General features: G+C 73.9%; 16 protein-coding genes. 12 read left to right on the top strand and 4 right to left on the bottom strand.

Translation table 11 applies throughout. The features are described from left to right. The first annotated feature begins 55 nt into the window (after window positions 1-55). Window positions 56-1,510: a sugar transferase gene (locus tag ACFYO8_RS21435; protein ID WP_387257446.1), complete on the top strand. Its 1,455-nt coding sequence runs from the start codon at window positions 56-58 to the stop codon at window positions 1,508-1,510. On the opposite strand, the gene rfbD is transcribed toward ACFYO8_RS21435, so the two are convergent. Beyond that, window positions 1,479-2,357: a dTDP-4-dehydrorhamnose reductase gene (gene rfbD / locus ACFYO8_RS21440; RefSeq protein ID WP_354873491.1), complete on the bottom strand. Its 879-nt coding sequence runs from the start codon at window positions 2,355-2,357 to the stop codon at window positions 1,479-1,481. The genes ACFYO8_RS21435 and rfbD overlap by 32 nt on opposite strands. Further along, on the bottom strand, window positions 2,354-3,355 hold the full coding sequence (rfbB, locus tag ACFYO8_RS21445) for a dTDP-glucose 4,6-dehydratase (protein ID WP_387257447.1): 1,002 nt from the start codon (window positions 3,353-3,355) through the stop codon (window positions 2,354-2,356). Before rfbB ends, rfbD begins: the two co-directional genes overlap by 4 nt. An 87-nt stretch (window positions 3,356-3,442) precedes the next feature. Here rfbB and rfbA point away from each other — a divergent pair, with 87 nt between their 5' ends. Beyond that, complete coding sequence (rfbA, locus tag ACFYO8_RS21450; protein WP_354873487.1) at window positions 3,443-4,330, top strand: glucose-1-phosphate thymidylyltransferase RfbA; 888 nt, start codon at window positions 3,443-3,445, stop codon at window positions 4,328-4,330. Continuing rightward, window positions 4,327-4,935 (top strand): dTDP-4-dehydrorhamnose 3,5-epimerase family protein, encoded by a 609-nt coding sequence (locus ACFYO8_RS21455; RefSeq protein WP_354873485.1) that lies wholly within the window; start codon window positions 4,327-4,329, stop codon window positions 4,933-4,935. Before rfbA ends, ACFYO8_RS21455 begins: the two co-directional genes overlap by 4 nt. Here ACFYO8_RS21455 and ACFYO8_RS21460 read toward each other — a convergent pair. Next, complete coding sequence (locus ACFYO8_RS21460; RefSeq protein WP_354873483.1) at window positions 4,881-5,627, bottom strand: lipopolysaccharide biosynthesis protein; 747 nt, start codon at window positions 5,625-5,627, stop codon at window positions 4,881-4,883. The two genes, ACFYO8_RS21455 and ACFYO8_RS21460, sit on opposite strands and share 55 nt — an antisense overlap. A gap of 170 nt (window positions 5,628-5,797) precedes the next feature. Between ACFYO8_RS21460 and ACFYO8_RS21465 the strand changes: the two genes are divergently transcribed. The 7 genes from ACFYO8_RS21465 to ACFYO8_RS21495 are packed head-to-tail and all read left to right on the top strand — an operon-like array spanning window position 5,798 to window position 13,744. Then, window positions 5,798-6,994, top strand: coding sequence for a hypothetical protein (locus ACFYO8_RS21465; protein WP_354873481.1), 1,197 nt, complete (start codon window positions 5,798-5,800; stop codon window positions 6,992-6,994). Window positions 6,995-6,996: 2 nt separating this feature from the next. Beyond that, window positions 6,997-7,848: a glycosyltransferase family 2 protein gene (locus tag ACFYO8_RS21470; protein WP_354873479.1), complete on the top strand. Its 852-nt coding sequence runs from the start codon at window positions 6,997-6,999 to the stop codon at window positions 7,846-7,848. Further along, complete coding sequence (locus ACFYO8_RS21475; RefSeq protein WP_354873476.1) at window positions 7,845-8,939, top strand: glycosyltransferase family 4 protein; 1,095 nt, start codon at window positions 7,845-7,847, stop codon at window positions 8,937-8,939. The genes ACFYO8_RS21470 and ACFYO8_RS21475 overlap by 4 nt, the downstream gene beginning before the upstream one ends. Next, window positions 8,926-10,260, top strand: a complete 1,335-nt coding sequence (locus ACFYO8_RS21480) for a hypothetical protein (RefSeq protein WP_387257449.1) — start codon at window positions 8,926-8,928, stop codon at window positions 10,258-10,260. The genes ACFYO8_RS21475 and ACFYO8_RS21480 overlap by 14 nt, the downstream gene beginning before the upstream one ends. Further along, window positions 10,257-11,174 (top strand): glycosyltransferase, encoded by a 918-nt coding sequence (locus ACFYO8_RS21485; RefSeq protein WP_354873472.1) that lies wholly within the window; start codon window positions 10,257-10,259, stop codon window positions 11,172-11,174. Before ACFYO8_RS21480 ends, ACFYO8_RS21485 begins: the two co-directional genes overlap by 4 nt. Continuing rightward, window positions 11,174-12,004: a glycosyltransferase family 2 protein gene (locus ACFYO8_RS21490; protein ID WP_354873470.1), complete on the top strand. Its 831-nt coding sequence runs from the start codon at window positions 11,174-11,176 to the stop codon at window positions 12,002-12,004. Before ACFYO8_RS21485 ends, ACFYO8_RS21490 begins: the two co-directional genes overlap by 1 nt. Before the next feature lie 54 nt (window positions 12,005-12,058). Continuing rightward, window positions 12,059-13,744 (top strand): glycosyltransferase family 39 protein, encoded by a 1,686-nt coding sequence (locus tag ACFYO8_RS21495; protein WP_387257451.1) that lies wholly within the window; start codon window positions 12,059-12,061, stop codon window positions 13,742-13,744. A 5-nt stretch (window positions 13,745-13,749) separates the two neighbouring features. On the opposite strand, the gene ACFYO8_RS21500 is transcribed toward ACFYO8_RS21495, so the two are convergent. Further along, entirely contained in the window at window positions 13,750-14,970 is a 1,221-nt protein-coding gene (locus ACFYO8_RS21500) for a hypothetical protein (RefSeq protein ID WP_355015205.1), read from the bottom strand. Window positions 14,971-15,084: 114 nt separating this feature from the next. On the opposite strand from ACFYO8_RS21500, the gene ACFYO8_RS21505 reads away from it, so the two are divergent. Both ACFYO8_RS21505 and hutU read left to right on the top strand, forming a co-directional pair. Further along, window positions 15,085-15,930: a MurR/RpiR family transcriptional regulator gene (locus tag ACFYO8_RS21505; RefSeq protein WP_354873464.1), complete on the top strand. Its 846-nt coding sequence runs from the start codon at window positions 15,085-15,087 to the stop codon at window positions 15,928-15,930. A 12-nt stretch (window positions 15,931-15,942) separates the two neighbouring features. Continuing rightward, on the top strand, window positions 15,943-17,598 hold the full coding sequence (gene hutU, locus ACFYO8_RS21510; RefSeq protein WP_355015204.1) for a urocanate hydratase: 1,656 nt from the start codon (window positions 15,943-15,945) through the stop codon (window positions 17,596-17,598). The last annotated feature ends 13 nt before the right edge of the window (window positions 17,599-17,611 follow it).

Below are 17,611 nucleotides of genomic sequence, written 5' to 3' on the forward strand. Positions count from 1 at the left end.
CGATCGCCGCCGGTCTCTGCATCCGGGCCGGGGGCGTCACGGGGAAGGATCGACAATGCCACGCCTGCCGGCGTACGAGCATCCGTCCGCACCGTCCTCCGGCGCGGCCATGAACACGCCGATGGACAGCGGCATGGACACCACGACCGTGCTGCCGTACGCGGGCTCGCGGGCGTCGACGCGTACCCGATGGTTGCGGGCCTGGATGGTGACCGCGCCCATCGACGTCGCGGCACTGCTCACGCCGCTGCTGCTGACCCAGGACTACTGGCGTGGCACGTTGTTCAACGCCGCGCTCACAGTGGGCCTGTTCGCCGCGGGCGGGCTCTACCGGCCGCGCCGGCACATCAGCATCCTGGACGAACTGCCGAGCCTCGGCGGCCGGTTGCTGGCCTCCGGCGCGGTGGGGGCGATCATCGCGGCGCTGCGGCACGACTCGGTGCCACACGTCAGCGGGTTCATGCGCGGCGTCGCGTTCTCCGCCGGCCTGGTGATCGTCGGCCGGGCGCTGAACAGCCGGCTCATCCTGCTGGCCCGCAAGCGCCGGTGGGTGGAGCACAACGCGATAGTGATCGGCGGCGGGCCGATCGGGGGCGAGCTGGCCCGGCTGTTGCGCCGCTACCCGCAGTACGGGCTGCGGTTCGTCGGCGCTGTCGACGCCCGGTCGCGGGCGGGGATCGGCTCGTTGCCGCCCATCGGCACCATCGACGACCTGGAGAAGCTCGTCGACATGCTGGAGTGCGAGGTCCTGGTGATCGCGGACCCGGACTGCTCCGAGGCCGACCTGATGGAGGCGCTGCTGCGCCCGGCCAGTTCCCGCTGTGACCTGTGGGCGGTGCCGCGCCTGTGGGGGTCGCGGTCGCAGGGCGGCTACCCGGACCACATCGGCGCCATCCCGATCATCAAGATCGGCGACACCACGCTCACCGGTCCCCGCTGGCGGCTCAAGCGCGCCTCCGACGTGGTGTTCGCGGTGACCGCCCTGGTGGCGCTGAGCCCGCTGCTGCTGCTCTGCGCCGTCGCCACGTTCCTCGACGGCGGGCGGGGCGTGTTCTTCCGCCAGGAGCGCATCGGGCGGTACGGCAAGCCGTTCCACGTGGTCAAGTTCCGGTCCATGCGCCCGGCCGACGAGCACGAGTCGCAGACCACCTGGTCCATCGCGCACGACGAGCGGGTCGGGCCGATCGGGCGGTTCATGCGGCGTACCTCGCTGGACGAGCTGCCGCAGCTGTGGAACATCCTGCGCGGCGAGATGAGCGTGGTGGGGCCCCGGCCGGAGCGGCCGTACTTCGTGGAGAAGTTCACAGTGGAGTACCCGAGGTATGCGATGCGGCATCGCGTCCCGGTGGGGCTCACCGGGCTGGCGCAGGTCAGCGGCCTGCGCGGGGACACGCCGATCTCGGACCGGGCGCGGTTCGACAACTACTACGTCGAGAACTGGTCGCTCTGGCTCGACATCAAGATCGTGCTGCGTACCGTCAGCGAGGTGTTCCGGGCCGGGGGGCGCTGAGCGCCTCGGTCAGGTCCGCGCGCCAGTGCCCCGGCGGCGGCAGTTTCGTGGCGGCCCACCGGCCGTGCGCCAGCACGCTGTAGTGGGGGCGCGGCGCCGGGCGCGGGAAGCGGTCGCTCGTGGTCGGCCGGATCCGCTCCGGGTCGAGGCCGCGCAGGGCGAAGACGGCGCGGGCCAGGCCGTACCAGGTGGTCTCACCGGCGGCGGTGCCGTGGTACGTCCCCGGCGCCGCGTCACCGGCGAGCGCCGCGTCGGCGAGCGCCACGAGACGCTCCGCGAGCCGGTACGACCAGGTGGGCTGGCCGCGCTGGTCGTCCACCACGTCGAGCCGGTCGCGTTCGGCTGCCAGCCGCAGCATCGTGGTGACGAAGTTGCGCCCGTGGGGGGCGTAGAGCCAGGCGGCACGCACGACGTACCCGGTCTCGGGCAGCAGCCGGGCCACCGCCTGTTCCCCGGCGAGCTTGCTGCGCCCGTACGCGTTGACCGGGCCGGTCGGCGCGTCCTCCGGGTACGCCTCGGTGGCGTCCCCGGCGAACACGTAGTCGGTGGAGACGTGCACCAGGCGCGCGCCGGATCCGGCACAGGCGCGGGCCAGGTGGGCGACCGCGTCGCCGTTCACGGCTGTGGCGTCCCGCTCGCGTGTCTCGGCGCCGTCCACATCGGTCCACGCGGCGGCGTTGAGCACCACGTCGTGCCCGCTCACCGCGTCCCGGACGGCGTGGGCGTCGGTGACGTCGAGGTCGGCGCGGGTGGCGGCGGTGACCGAGAGGTCCGGACGGGTCCGCAGCACGGCGAGCAGGTCCCGCCCGAGCATCCCGCCCGCGCCGGTGACCAGCACCCGGGTCATCGGTGGCCGGCCGTCTTCAGCGGCTCCCACCAGGCCCGGTTGTCCCGGTACCAGCGGACCGTCTCGGCCAGGCCCCGGTCGAGGTCGATGCTCGGGGCGTACCCCATCTCGCTGCTGGTCTTGCTGATGTCCAGCGAGTAGCGACGGTCGTGGCCCTTCCGGTCGGTGACCGGCACGACGCGGTCCCAGCCGGCCCCGCACACGGCCAGGAGCCGCTCGGTGAGCTGCCGGTTGGTCAGCTCGGTGCCGCCGCCGATGTGGTAGACCTCCCCGGCCCGTCCCTTCTCCTGCACCATGGCGATGCCCCGGCAGTGGTCGTGCACGTGCAGCCAGTCCCGGACGTTGCCGCCGTCGCCGTAGAGCGGCACGGTGCCGCCGTCGAGCAGGTTGATCACGAACAGCGGGACGGCCTTCTCCGGGAACTGGTACGGGCCGTAGTTGTTGGAGCAGCGCGTCACCACCACGTCCAGGCCGTGGGTGCGGTGGTAGGACAGCGCCAGCAGGTCCGACCCGGCCTTGGAGGCGGAGTACGGCGAGTTCGGCGCCAGCGGCCAGTCCTCCGTCCAGGAGCCGGATTCGATCGAGCCGTACACCTCGTCGGTGGAGACGTGCACGAACCGACCGACGCCCTGCCGCAGCGCGGCGTCCAGCAGCGTCTGGGTGCCGAGGACGTTGGTGGTCACGAACGGGGCGGCGCCGGTGATCGACCGGTCCACGTGCGACTCGGCGGCGAAGTGGACGATCACGTCGTGCCCGGCCACCACCTCGTCGACCAGCGCCGGATCGCAGATGTCACCGCGGACGAGGCGCAGCCGGGGATCGTCGCGGACCGGCGCCAGGTTCGCCAGGTTGCCGGAGTAGGTGAGCTTGTCCAGCACCGTCAGCGCGGCCGGGCCCTCGGCCGGGACCCCGCTCGCGTCGCCACCGGGAACGCCCAGCAGCATCCGCACGTACTCCGACCCGATGAAGCCGGCGCCGCCGGTGACGAGGATCCTCACGGGACGTGGAGTCTACGCCGTACCGACGGCACGGCGTGGCACGCCGACGGGCCACGGGGGCGACTGCGGCGCGGGTAGTCTCCGCGGGTGCGTGGAATCCTTCTCGCCGGCGGCACCGGTTCCCGGCTCTGGCCGATCACCCGGGCCGTCTCCAAGCAACTCATGCCGGTGTTCGACAAGCCGATGGTCTACTACCCGCTCTCCACTCTGGTGATGGCCGGGGTGCGGGAGATCCTCGTGGTGACCACGCCGGAGGACCGCCCCCAGTTCGAGCGGCTGCTGGGCGACGGCGGCCAGTGGGGGCTGAGCCTGGCGTACACCGAGCAGCCCCGGCCCGAGGGCATCGCGCAGGCGTTCCTGCTCGGTGCGGACTTCATCGGCGACGAGTCGGTGGCGCTGATCCTCGGCGACAACATCTTCCACGGCGCGGGGCTCGGCCGGCAGCTCGCCGAGCACGGCGAACCGGCCGGCGGCCGGGTCTTCGCGTATCCGGTCGCCAACCCGCAGGACTACGGCGTGGTCGAGTTCGACGACGCCGGCCGGGTGCTGTCGATCGAGGAGAAGCCGGCCCATCCCCGCTCCCGGTACGCGGTGCCGGGCCTCTACTTCTACGACAACCGCGTGGTCGACATCGCCCGCAAGCTGACCCCGAGCGCCCGGGGCGAGCTGGAGATCACCGCGATCAACGAGACGTACCGGGCGTGGGGCGAGCTGACGGTGACGGTGCTCGACCGGGGCACCGCGTGGCTGGACACCGGCACCTTCACGTCGATGATGCAGGCCGCCGAGTTCGTCCGGGTGATCGAGGAACGCCAGGGCATGAAGATCGGGTGTGTCGAGGAGGTCGCCTGGCGGTCCGGGCTGATCGACGACGACCGGTTGCGGATGCTGGCCCATCCGTTGACCCGCAGCGGTTACGGTGACTATCTGCTGGGCCTGCTGGCCGAGCGGTCCGGTTCGGGGAGCGCGTCGTGAAGATCCGTCCGTTGAGCATCGAGGGCGCCTGGGAGGTGACCCCGCACCAGCACACCGACCCGCGCGGCCTGTTCCTGGAGTGGTACCGCTTCGACGGGCTCGCCGAGGCGGTCGGCCACCCGCTGCGGCTGGGGCAGGGCAACCTCTCCGTCTCCGCCCGGGACGTGGTGCGCGGCATCCACTTCGCCGACGTACCACCCGGCCAGGCCAAGTACATCACCTGCGTACGCGGGGCGGTGCTGGACGTGGTGGTGGACGTGCGGGTCGGCTCGCCGACGTACGGCCGGTGGGAGGCGGTACGCCTCGACGACATCGACCGGCGGGCCGTCTACCTGGCCGAAGGGCTGGGGCACGGGTTCTGCGCGCTGACCGACGACGCGACGCTCAGCTACCTCTGTTCCGCCACGTACAACCCGGCGGCCGAGCACACCGTGCACCCGCTGGACCCGGCCATCGACATCGACTGGCCGGCGACGACGCCCCTGCTGTCCGAGCGGGACGCGGCGGCGCCGCGTCTGGCCGAGGCGCGTGCGGCGGGCCGGCTGCCCGGCTACGACGCCTGCCGCTCCTTCACGGCAGCGCTGGACGCCCGTTCGTCCGCCTGATCCGGGGCCGCCGCGCCGGCCGGACGGCGGCGCACGGCTGTGGCCCAGAGCGTTCGCACGTCCGCGCCCACCGGGGTGCCGGCCCGGCGGTAACCGAGCACGAGGGCGACACCGACCCCGGCAGCCAGGCCGCCGAGCGCGCCACCGGCGGCGTACCACTGCCATCGCACCGGCTCGGGACGCCCCGGCGGGGTGGCGGCCCGGACCACGGCGACGTGGGCCTTGAGCCCGAGCCCGGCGGGCGGCAGGTCGCGCTCGGCGATCCGTTGCAGCTCGACGGCGAGCGCCGCGGCGATCGCCGCGGCGGTGTCGGCGGACCGGTCGGTGACCGCCACGTCGATCGCCAGCGAGTCCACGGTGGAGAACGCGACGACGCGGCCGGCCAGGTCGTCGGTGGTATACGGCAGCCCGAGCGAGTCGATCACCGGGCGGGTCAGCCGGGGCGTGTTCATCATGGTGGCGTACGTCTTCACCCGCCGCTGCATCAGCCGGCCCGCCTCGTCGGCCGGCGGTCGGGGCGGCGGCGCGGCGGGCTTCTCGGCGGCGAACGTGACGATCATCTGGGTCGCGGCCCGGTAGACCGGCGGCCGGCGTTCGGCGAGGACCCCGGTGAGCGCGCCGCACAGCAGCGTCAGCGCCAGCACGATCGGCCACCGCCTGCCGATCGTGTCGCGGAAGTGGGCGAGGTCCACGACGCGTCACCCTACCGGCGACCTGCCGCCGGGGCGCACCCGTCCGCCGGTCATTGCGCTGTGCCGCATCGGTCGGGTAGAACAGGCCCGCACACATCCGCGCATCTTGGGGGAAGACGAGTGGATACCGCATGGCCGGCTCGCGGCCGACATCGGCGCCTGGGCGCCGGGTGTTAGGCCGGGTCCGGCGGATCGTCTCCCCCGAGCGTCTCTATCTGGTCGCCCTGGGCCTGACCGGCCTCGCCGCGCTGGTGTCGGTGACGCTGCCGGCGGCGGAACGCGGCGAACTCGCGGCGAACATGGTCAGCGCCACTGTGGGCGCCGCACTCGGCGGCCTGTCCGTCGACACGTTCCTGCTGTCCCGGCCGGCCGGCTGGATCATGTCGCGGGGCCGGGTGTGGATCGCCGGCATCCTCGCCGTCTCACTCGGCCTCACCGCGCTGGCCGCGGCGCTGCTGACCACACTGGCCGGGCTGGGCAGCCTTCCGGTGGGCATCGGGGCGGGCTGCGCGCTCACCGTGTTCAACACGGCGGCCTCGCTCGGCCTGCGCCTCAAGCGGTTCTGGTTCGTCTACACCATGCGGGCGCTCGGCGGCGCGGTGCTGGTGGCCGGGTACGGGCTTCTCTGGCTGGGTCACCGGCTCGACGGTGGCCAGTGGAGCGTGCTGTGGCTGGGCGTGCAGGTCGCCACCGCGACCGTGCTCGGGATGGCGGTGCTGGGCTGGGCACGGCGGTTCGGGCCGGTGCCGGCGGCGACGGCGGGGCGCATCGAGTACCGCGCCGACCTGCTCGCGGTGGGCCGGCTGCACGTCGGGGTGTGCGCGCAGATGCTGACGTACCGGCTGAGCCAGGTCCTGGTCGCCCGCTTCGCCGGCGCCGGCGCGCTCGGTGTGTTCGCGCTGGCGGTGGCGGCGCTGGAGTTCGCGCAGTCCGGCGCGGTGGTACGGGCGCAACGGATCCTGGCCGAGCGGGACCCGGACGCGATCGGCGACCACGGCCGGGACGTCGTCAAGTCGGCGCTGCCGATCGCCGCGCTCGCCGTGATCGGCCTGGCGGTGCTCGGCGTGCTGGCGCCCGACTACCGCGACGCCTGGATCTTCGGGCTGCTCCTGCTGCCCGGGACGCTGGCGCTGTCCGCCGGCAAGACGTGGAGCGCGACGCTGCTCAAGCGCGCCGGTGAGCAGGCCACCACAGCAGTGGCCCTGGTCACCATGTCGGTGTCGGTGGTGCTGTACGTTCTGCTCATCCCGTGGGCCGGCGCGCTCGGCGCGGCGGTCGCGTCGTCTGTCGCCTACGGCGTCTACGCGTTGCGCACCCGGCAGCGACTCCAGCGGTCCACGCACCTCCTCGTCAATCGGATGGCCTAGCGGTGGACGTCTCAATCGTCGTGTTGACCTGGGAAGACTTCGAGCGCACCGACGGCTGCGTCCGCTCGCTCCCCCAGGGTGTCGAAGCCGTCGTGGTGGACAACGGCAGCGCCGCCGAGATCAGCGACAGGCTGCGGGCCATGTGCGCCGAGACCGGTGCCCGGTACGTGCGTTCGGAGACGAACCTCGGCTACGCCAAGGGCATGAACCTCGGCGTCCGGCACAGCACCCGGTCCCGCGTGGTGCTGTCGAACAACGACATCCTCGTCCGGCCGGGCGCGATCGAACGGCTGGCGGCCGAGCTGGACGACCCCACTGTGGGTGCCGCCTTCCCGAAGGTGCTCGACGCGACCGGCCGGGACCAGACCGCCGCCGGCCGCTTCCTCACAGTGGGCACCGGCGTCGCGCACGCCACCGGGCTCAGCCTGGTGTTCCCGAGGCTGCGGATCGTGGCCCCGCCGGAGCGGGGCGACTGGCTCTCCGGGCCGTTCGTGGCGATCCGGCGGGAGACGCTGGACCGGATCGGCGGGGTGGACGAGTCGTCGTTCTTCTACTCGGAGGACCTGCGGCTGTGCTGGGCGGTGCGCCGGCTCGGGCTGCGCCTGGCGTACCTGCCGGACGCGGTGGTCACGCACGAGGACGACGCGAGCGCGAAGCGCCGGTGGGCGGCCGAGGAGATCTCCCGCCGGCAGACCCGGGAGTTCATCCGGGCCAGCCGTGAGCTGGCCGGATGGCGGGGCTCAGTGGCCTGTTCCGCGTACACCCTGGGGGTGCTCGCCCGCGCGGCGGTGGGCGGCGGCGCGGCGCGGCGGGCGATCGCCCGCGGCGCCCTGGAAGGCATGGGTGTCCGATGAGGGTGCTGTTCGTCTGCACCACCGGGGGGTCGGGGCGGCGGCAGCTCGGCGGGGCCGAGCGTTTCCTGATCGAGATGCTGCCGGCGCTGGCCGCCCGCGGGGTCGACGTGGTCGCCGCCACCCCGGATGACGAGGTCGCGGCGGCCTTGCGGGACGCGGGCGTGCCGTGGCGTCCGCTCGGCGCGGCCAAGCGGGTCGACCTCGGGTACGCGCGCGGCATCCGCACGCTCGTCGAGGAGCTGCGCCCGGACGTGGTGAGCGCGCACCTGCTCTCCGCCGCGATGCACGCCCGCGCCGGACTGGGCGTGCGGGGCCGCCGCACGCCGCTCGTGGTGACGCTGCACAACAGCCTCTGGCAGTACCGCGACACGGCCGAGACGTTGCGCGCCAAGGCCGCGGTGCAGGCCAACATCAGCACCGACCTGATGTTCCGGCGGCTCCGGCCGCACGCGACGGTCGCGGTCTCCGACTTCGAGGCCCACGAGCTTCGGGTACGCGGGCGGATCCGCGACGTGCGGGTGATCCCGAATCCGCTGCCCGCCATCTGGCCGCAGGTGTCCGACACCGGCGGTCTCGCGCCGGACGGCCCGGTGCGGGTCGGCTTCCTCGGCCGGCTGGAACGGGAGAAGGGCGCGGACCTGCTCGCCGGCGTCGCGGCGGAGCTGCCGGACGTGGAGTTCCTGGTCGCCGGGGCGGGCACCGTCGACGTCGAGGAGCGGCCGAACCTGCACCTGGTCGGCCGGGTCGACGCCGCGCCGTTCCTGCAACGGCTGCACTGCCTGCTGGTGCCGTCCCGGGTGGAGGCGTTCGGGCGCAGCGCGCTGGAGGCGATGTCGCTCGGTGTGCCGGTGGTGCACTCCGGCGCGGGCGGCCTGACCGAGGTGACAGCCGCCGGTGACGGCGTGCTCGCGTACCGGGCGGAGCTGACGCCGCGGGCGCTGGCCGCCGCCGTGCGGACGGCCACCGACCCGGCCGCGTGGGACGAGCGGCGGCGCGAGCTGGCCCGGCGGTACGCGGACCGGCACTCGTTCGACGGATGCGTGGACACCTGGCACGACCTGTACCGGACGGTCGCCCGTGACACCCGCTGAGCGGCGGCTCTGGTCGGTCGGGATCCCGTTCGCGCTGGGCGCGACGCTGCTCCTGGCGACTGCCGACACCGGGATCGCCGTCACGCTGGCGCTGGCCGTCGGCACGCTGCTCACCGCGCGCCTGCGGATGTGGGCGCTCGCCGCCTGCGCCGCAGTCTGGACCGCCGCGCTGCTCGCCGTGCGGGTGCTGCCCGGCCCGTACGACTCCTGGGCCGGTCGCGGGGTGCTGCCGGTGCTCGCCGGATACGTGACGGTCTTCCTGCTGGCCTGGGCGGTCGGGTGGCGGCTGATCGACAGGCGGGACGAGGACGCCGCCCGGTCCCGCCCGGCACTGTCCTGGCCGTCCGAGCGTCGCCTGCTGACGTACCTGTTCGTGCTGCTCGGTATCGCCGTGGCGACCGCGGCGATCCGCTTCCGGGGCACCGTGCCGCCGCTGCTCGCCGACAACCCGGACGCCGCCCGGCAGGTGCTGCGCCAGCAGGCGAACCTGGTCATCGGGCTGCTGTCCGAGGCGTGGACGCTCGGCATGGCGGTGTCGCTGCTGCGCGCGCTGTCCGCGCGCGGCCGGGCGCTGCCGGTCTACTACGCGCTGGCCGCTGTCTTCACCGTCGGGGCGGCGCTGGGCGCGAGCAAGAACTCGGTGCTGGTGGGCATCGCGCCGGCACTGATCGCGGCGCTGTCGGTACGGCGTACCCGGGGGCGGGCCGTGTCGTTCCTGGCCGCGCGCACGCCGGTGGTGCTGCTGATCGGCGCGGTGGCGCTCGGCGCGGCGGTGTTCCTCGGCGGGCAGCGCACCATGGCCGGCACCGGCGCGTTCGAGACCGAGTTCCGGGCCCGCTACGGCAGCAACGCGCTGGCCAGCAGCGCCGGATCGCTGGACCTGTCGCTGAGTTCGTCCACCGAGACGTTCGGGCGGGTCTGGTCGCAGCGGGAGCACCTGGAACCCCGGTACGGCACGTATTCGCTGACGTTCCTCGGCTCCCGGGTCGAGCCGATCGTCGGGAAGGCCGATCTGTACGGGCTGACGTCCCAGCTCAGCCAGCCGTACCTGATGAACACGGCCACGTTCGTGGCCATCCCGCTGCTCGACTACGGCCCGCTGGGCGCGGTGTTCTTCCTGGCCGCGCTGGGGCTGGCGGTGGGCGCTACCGAGCGGTGGTTCGAGTTCTCCCGCGCGCCGGCCGGGCAGTTGGCGCGGGCGTTCGTCGTCTACTTCGCGCTGTTCGGCGTCTACGAGCTGTATCCGCTGATCTATCCGACCTGGCTGAGCCTGGTGCCCGGCCTCTGGGTGCTGCACCGGCTGGGCAGGAGCACGGCATGACGTTCGACGGGCTCACCGTGGTCACCGTCCTCTACCGGTCCGCCGGCATGCTCGCCGAGACGCTGCCGACCTGGGTCCGCAGCGCCGGGGGCCTGCCGGTCCGGTTCGTCTTCGCGGACAACTGGCCCGCTGACGCCTGTGCCGAGGTGATCGCCGGGCACCTGCCCGCCGACCGGTACGCGTACCTGCCCGACGCCACCAACCCGGGCTTCGCGGCCGGCTGCAACCGCGCGGTGGCGACGGTGACGACGAGCCACCTGTTGCTGCTGAACCCGGACGTGTGGCTGCCGGACGACGCGCTGGCCCGGATCTGCGCCGCCGTCGCCGCCGAGCCGGACGCCCCGCTCGCGGTCGGCCTGGCCATGCACGGCGGCGAGTACGTGGGCATCGACCTGAACCCGGTGTCGCTGTTCATCGACAGGCGGGCCACCACGGGTCGCGCCCCGCTGGGCCCGTCCGGCGGCGCGGCGGTCTTCCCGGCCGCCCTGTACCGGCGCTTCGGAGGCTTCGACGAGCACCTGTTCGCCTGGGGTGAGGACGCCGACCTGGCGTTCCGGCTCTACGCCTCGGGGCTGCGCACCCGCGGGCTGGACGTGGTGCTGCCGCACGCGGGCGGGCACAGCGTGGACGGCGACGACCGTCTACAGGGGTTCCGGGCCTTCCTGCTGGCCCGCAACCGGCTGCTGGTCGCCGCCCGCACGTTCACCTGGCCGCTGCTGCTCGTGGCGGTGCCGGTGCTGGCGCTGGCGCACCTCGCGCTCGCCGCCCGGCGGGCCCGGCAGGGCCTGCTGCGCCCGTTCCTGCGCGGCATCGGGCGCGGGCTGGCCGAAGGGCCGGCGGCCCGCCGCCGCTGGACCGGTCGGCGGTTCGGGTTCGGGTCCCTGTTCGGCTACCTTTCCGCTCGGAGGGCGTGATGACGGCACAGCCGTGGACCGTGGTGACAGTCACCTACCACTCGGCGGAGACGCTGCGCCGCTGCTGGCGCGGCCCGAAGCCGTACGAGTGGCTGGTGGTCGACAACGCCTCCACCGACGACTCGGCGGCGGTCGCCGAGGAGCTGGGCGCGCGGGTGATCCGGCTGCCGGAGAACGTGGGCTTCTCCCGCGCCAACAACGTCGCGCTGCACCAGGCGACCGGCCGGTACGTGCTGTTCGCCAACCCGGACCTGGAGGTGCGCCCGGACGGGCTGGACGCGCTGGCCCGGCACCTGGACACACACGGCGGGCTGGTCGCGCCGCAGCTGCTGGCCGGCGACGGCACTCCGCAGGCGAACGGGCGCGGCTTCCCGTACGCGACGGCGAAGCTGGGCAACCGGAAGGTGTGGCCGCTGTCCCGGCTGCACGCCGCGTACCGGCTGGTGGCCGCGCCCGGCGAGACGCGCCACGTCGCCTGGGTGATGGGCGCGGCGGTGGCGGGCCGGACCACCGACCTCACCGCGCTGGGCGGATGGAACGAGCGGTTCTTCCTCTACTACGAGGACCACGAGCTGGGGCTGCGCGCCTGGCGGCACGGGCTGCCGGTGGCGGTGCTCGGTGACGTGCGGTGGACCCACCACTGGGCCCGCGCGACGAACTCGATGCGCTGGTCCCGGGCGCACACGCTGGAGCTGCGCAGCGCCCGGACGTTCTTCGGCATGTTCCCGGAGTTCCTGGTCGGCCTGCCACGGCCGGCCCGCCGGCACCGTCTGGCCGCCGGATCGGTGGGTACGGCGGTTTCCTCCATCCCGGACGACGCCGGCAAGTGATCGAGGCCGGTCGCGCGGCCGCTGACGTGAATGACGCTTTGATACCGTCTCGCCGTGTCCGTGACACGCCCGGCCTTCTCCCCCTCGATGGCGCCCGCGTCGACGACGCCGTCGCCGTCGCGGCCGGGAACGCCCGCCGAGGTCGTCGCCGTCGCGTGGCAGCGGCTGAGCCGGTCCCCGTACTGGGCCGTCGCGGGCCTGCTCGTCGCGCTCGGCGCGGTGCTGCGAATCCGGCAGTGGGCGTACGCGCGCAGCTTCTGGAGCGACGAGCTGTACATCGCGCACAACATCCGGGAGCGCGGCTACCTGGAACTGTTGCGGCCACTGTCGTTCAGCCAGTCGGCGCCGCCCGGCTGGTTGTGGCTGGAACGGTTCGCGTTCGCGCAGTTCGGCGACGGTGAGCGGGCGCTCCGGCTGGTGCCGCTGCTGTTCGGACTGGCGCTGCTGCCGCTCGTGGCGTGGCTCGGCCGGCGACTCCTGCCACCGCTCGCCGCGCTGGCGGCGCTGCTGCTGGTCGCCGTCGCGCCGTTCCTGATCGGCTACTCCAACGAGCTGAAGCAGTACAGCGCCGAGGCGTTCGCCGTCACGCTCGTGGTCGGGCTGGCGCTGCTGCTCGTCCGGAACGGACCGACCTGGGCCGGGTCGGCGGTGTTCTGGTCGGTCGCGGCGGTCGCGGCGTTCGTCAGCACGTTGTCCATTCCGGTCACCGGCGCGCTCGGCGTGCTGCTCGGCGGGTACGCGCTGTCCCGCCGGGACCGGCAGTGGCCGAGCAGGTGGCATGACGTGGGCCGGTTCCTCGCCCCGGCACCGGCCTGGGCCGTGGTGGCGCTCGTGGTGTACGTGCTGTTCCTCGCGCCGGGGCTCGCCGATCAACAGCTCGCCGCGTACTGGCGGGGGAAGTCGATCTACCCGGCCCACTCGCTGACCGACCTGCCTGCGACTGTGGAATGGCTCGCGGCGACGTACCGGAGTCTCGCCACCGTGCCGTTCGTGGCCTGGTCGGCCTGGATCGTCGTACCGCTGCTGGTGCTGGGCACGGCGGCCGGGCTGCGCCGGCTCTCCACCGTCGCGGTGCTGGTCCTGCTCACGCCGCTGGCGGCCGGGCTGGCCGGCGCGGCAGTGTCGGTCTACCCGTTCAACGGCCGGCTGGCGCTCTACGCGGTGCCGGCCTGCCTGCTGCTGGCCGCGCTCGCCGTCGCGCCGCCGCCGCTGCGGGCCGGCCTGCCCGCCCGGATCAGGTGGGCGGTCGGTGTGGTGCTGCTGCTCGCGCTCGCCGTGCCGCAACTGGCCACCGCCGTCGTGGCGACTGTGCACCCGGCGCGGGCCTTCGCCCAGGGCGGCGGCGCCAACGCGGTCGACTACCGGGGCGCGCTGCGCCACCTGGACGACAAGCGCCGCCCGGGTGACCTGGTGCTCGCCACCACGGTCTCGTGGAACGCCCAGGCGTGGTACGGCCCACCGGCGGACGCGTACGTGGTCGCGGCCGGGCCGGGCGGCTGCCCGGGGCGGACCGTGTCGGCGCTGCTGCCCGGCCGGTCCCGGGTCTGGCTGTTCCAGGCCACCGACTGGGCCGACGCGGCGAACCGGGACGTCATCGTCCGCCTCGGCGGCAGTGGCGTGGCGGTGACCGAGCGGCAGTTCGGCGGTGCGCGCGTGGTCCGCTTCGACCTGGCCGCGGGCGTCACCAAGGGCAGCGACGTCTGCCTGGTGCCGCCGCCGAACGGAGCGGCCGTCCGTTAGCCGCCCTAGCTGTGCCGCTGCCAGAGGTCGCGCAGCGCGTCCCAGTTGCCGCCGAGCCCGGCCCCGCACGGCGTCTCCATGTAGGTCGCGCTCGTGTTGTCGTCGCGGCCCCACCAGATGCCGCACACCGGGCGGCCGTCCTGGCCGTTGCCGGCGTACTCGACGTAGCTGCCCTGCGCCCCGCTGACACCGCCGGTGGCCGGCCCGGCCTCCCGCATGCCGGGCGCGAGCGCACGGCCGATGATGCCCATCTGCTGGCGGAAGGCGCGCGCCGCCTCCTTCTTCTCGGCCGACTCGTACTCGGCGAAGTGCAGCGACACGCCCAGGTAGCGGCAGAAGACGTGCTGCTTCTCGCCCGCGGCGAGCCCGGGTCCGCTCTTCTCTGTGTTGATCGCGCAGCCGCCCACCCCGTCGAGCCACGGCTCGGCGATCGGCATGAGCGTGGCGTCGAACTTCGCCTTGTTCAGCGACTGCTGGGTGGCCTCGTAGAGGGCCGGGGAGGTGCTGGCCACCGGAGTGGACGGTTCGCCGCCGTCGGCGAGCGACCGCCCGGCCAGCAGACCGGCGCCACCGGCCAGCACCGCCGCCATCACCACGCCGCCGATCCACAGGCCGGTACGGCTCTTGGGCGGACGGGCGACCGGCGCGATCCGGGGACCCCCGGTGGCCACGAGCGTGCCCGCGGCGCCGGCCTGGGCAGGGATCGCCCGCACCGGCATGCCCGGCGACACCGGCATGCCGGGTGACACCGGAGCGCCTGCGGAGACGGGCGCGCCGGCGGACACGGGGGCGCCGGAGACCGGCTGCTGCGGCGCCATCGCCCACGGCTGCGGACTCCACGGCATCTGCGGAGGCGAGGAGACCTGCCGCGGCGGCGCGGACACCGGCGGGGGCGGCGGAAAGATCTCGGCGGTCGCGATGCGCTGGTAGTCCATGCCCAGGCTGCGGAACAGCCGCTCGGCCGCGCCGTCCTCTTCGGACGGGTACGCCACCCAGGGCTGGCCGGCGGCGAAGTCGGAGTTGACGTACCGGTGGCCGCCGGGCGTCTGGGCCAGCACGTTCGCCGCGTTCGTGAACGCCTCGCGCCAGCGCTGGTCTCCGGCTGCGGCACCGTCCAGGACCGCCACGGTCAGCGCGCGGTCCTGCCCGTCGAGCGCGGCCCAGGCCCTGCCGACCTGGCACTCGCCCAGCACCTCGGTGAACCTGTACGGACCTTCCGGCTGCATGCCCCACTCCTCTGCTCACCCGCCGTGCGGATAGTACAGAGAGCACGCTCGTCAGATCTCTTCGCGGTCGCGCCACCCTTGCCTAGTGAAAGTTTTCATGCATAGAGTCACGGGGTGAATGAAGGCGGCGCGGCCACCCCCGACCGCCTGCTCGACCTGTTCCACGGCGTACGGCTCACCCCGACCCAGCGCCGCATCGCCCACTGCCTGGTGCGGCACGCGGGCGCGGCGGCGTACCTGTCCGCCGCCGAGGTGGCCGAGCTGGCAGGCGTCAGCCAGCCGTCGGTGACCCGCTTCGCCATGGCGCTCGGGCACGACGGCTATCCCGCGCTGCGCCGCCGCCTGCGGGAGCTGACGCTCACCGGCTCGGCCGAACCGGCCGCCGGGAACGCGCTGCAACGGGCGGTGCACGCCGAGCGGGACAATCTCGACCGGCTCGCCGCGCAACTCGCCGACGCCGACCGGGTCGCCGAGGTGGGGAAGCTGCTCGCGGCGAGCCGTCCGCTGCCGGTGCTCGGGCTGCGCGCCGCCGCTCCGCTGGCCGCGTACTTCGCATATTTCGCCGCGAAGGTGCACCCCGACGTGCGGGTGCTCGACGACGGCGGCAGCATGCTGGTCGACCGCCTGGATCAGGCCGTCGCGGCCGGCGCGACGGCGCTGCTCGCGTTCGTGCTGCCCCGCTACCCTCGGGAGACGCTGGAGGCGCTGCGCGAGGCCCGGGACGCCGGGCTGACCGTCGTGGCGATCACCGACTCGCCGGTGAGCCCGGCCACCGAGCACGCCCAGGTGGTGCTGCCCGCCGCCGTCGGCGCCGACCTGGTCTTCGACCTGCACACCGCCCCGATGACGCTGGCCATGGTGGTGCTCCAGGCGATCTGCGACGCCGCACCGGCCGAGACGCAGAGCCGGCTCGAGACGTTCGAGTCGTCCGCCGCCCGCCGCCAGTTGTTCCTCGGCTGAGAGGAGTACGAGATGCACCAGCCCGTCCGCGCCGCCCGTGGCACCGCACGCACCGCGAAGGGGTGGCCGCAGGAGGCCGCCCTGCGGATGCTGATGAACAACCTCGACCCGGAGGTGGCCGAGCGTCCCGAGGACCTGGTGGTCTACGGGGGCACCGGCAGGGCGGCCCGGGACTGGCCGTCTTACCACGCGCTGGTGCGCACGCTGACCGAGCTGCGCGACGACGAGACGATGCTCGTGCAGTCCGGCCGCCCGGTCGGCGTGATGCGCACCCACGAGTGGGCGCCGCGCGTGCTGCTGGCCAACTCCAACCTGGTCGGCGACTGGGCCACCTGGCCGGAGTTCCGCCGCCTGGAGTCGCTGGGCCTGACCATGTACGGGCAGATGACCGCCGGATCCTGGATCTACATCGGCACCCAGGGCATCCTCCAGGGCACGTACGAGACGTTCGCCGCGGTGGCCGAGAAGCGCTTCGGCGGCACGCTCGCCGGCACGCTGACGCTCACCGCCGGCTGCGGCGGCATGGGCGGGGCGCAGCCGCTCGCGGTCACCATGAACGGCGGCGTCTGCCTGATCGTGGACGTGGACCGGTCCCGGCTGGAGCGGCGGGCGCACGACCGCTACCTCGACGAGATCGCCGACTCACTCGACGACGCGGTCGAGCGGGCGCTGGCGGCGAGGCGGGACCGGCGGGCCCTGAGCGTCGGCGTGGTCGGCAACGCCGCCACCGTCTTCCCCGAGCTGCTGCGCCGGGGCGTGGCCATCGACATCGTGACCGACCAGACCAGCGCGCACGACCCGCTGTCCTACCTGCCGGAGGGCGTGGACCCGGCCGACGCGCGGGACTACGCGGCGGCCAAGCCGGCCGAGTTCACCGACCGGGCGCGGGCGTCGATGGCGAAGCACGTGGCGGCGATGGTCGGCTTCCTGGACGCGGGCGCGGAGGTCTTCGACTACGGCAACTCGATCCGGGGCGAGGCCAGGCTCGGCGGATACGAGCGGGCGTTCGACTTCCCCGGGTTCGTGCCCGCGTACATCAGGCCGTTGTTCTGCGAGGGCAAGGGCCCGTTCCGCTGGGCCGCGCTCTCCGGCGACCCGCGCGACATCGCCGCCACCGACCGCGCGATCCTCGACCTGTTCCCGGAGAACGAGTCGCTGGCGCGCTGGATCCGGATGGCCGGTGAGCGGGTCGCGTTCCAGGGCCTGCCGGCGCGGATCTGCTGGCTCGGCTACGGCGAGCGGGACCGGGCCGGGGTGCGGTTCAACGAGATGGTCGCCTCCGGCGAGCTGAGCGCGCCCGTGGTGATCGGCCGGGACCACCTGGACTGCGGCAGCGTGGCCAGCCCCTACCGGGAGACCGAGGCAATGGCCGACGGCTCGGACGCGATCGCCGACTGGCCGCTGCTGAACGCGCTGGTGAACACCGCGAGCGGCGCGTCGTGGGTGTCCATCCACCACGGCGGCGGAGTCGGCATCGGCCGGTCCATCCACGCCGGTCAGGTGTGCGTGGCCGACGGCAGCGCGCTGGCCGGGCAGAAGATCGAGCGGGTGCTCACGAACGACCCGGCGATGGGCGTGATCCGGCACGTCGACGCCGGCTACGACGACGCCCGCGCGGTAGCCGAGCGCACCGGCGTCCGCGTCCCGATGACCGAGGGCGACCTGTGACCGACCTGGCGGA

The sequence above is a fragment of the Micromonospora sp. NPDC005257 genome (assembly GCF_042872445.1).
In the GTDB taxonomy this organism is placed as follows: Bacteria; Actinomycetota; Actinomycetes; order Mycobacteriales; family Micromonosporaceae; genus Micromonospora.

Bases quoted from the DNA above. Each gene is read 5' to 3' on its own strand.
- ACFYO8_RS21485 (WP_354873472.1), top strand. From the start codon at position 10,257: ATGACGTTCGACGGGCTCACCGTGGTCACCGTCCTCTACCGGTCCGCC.
- ACFYO8_RS21475 (WP_354873476.1), top strand. From the start codon at position 7,845: ATGAGGGTGCTGTTCGTCTGCACCACCGGGGGGTCGGGGCGGCGGCAG.
- rfbD (WP_354873491.1), bottom strand. From the start codon at position 2,357: ATGACCCGGGTGCTGGTCACCGGCGCGGGCGGGATGCTCGGGCGGGAC.
- hutU (WP_355015204.1), top strand. From the start codon at position 15,943: ATGCACCAGCCCGTCCGCGCCGCCCGTGGCACCGCACGCACCGCGAAG.
- ACFYO8_RS21500 (WP_355015205.1), bottom strand. From the start codon at position 14,970: ATGCAGCCGGAAGGTCCGTACAGGTTCACCGAGGTGCTGGGCGAGTGC.
- ACFYO8_RS21435 (WP_387257446.1), top strand. From the start codon at position 56: ATGCCACGCCTGCCGGCGTACGAGCATCCGTCCGCACCGTCCTCCGGC.
- ACFYO8_RS21490 (WP_354873470.1), top strand. From the start codon at position 11,174: ATGACGGCACAGCCGTGGACCGTGGTGACAGTCACCTACCACTCGGCG.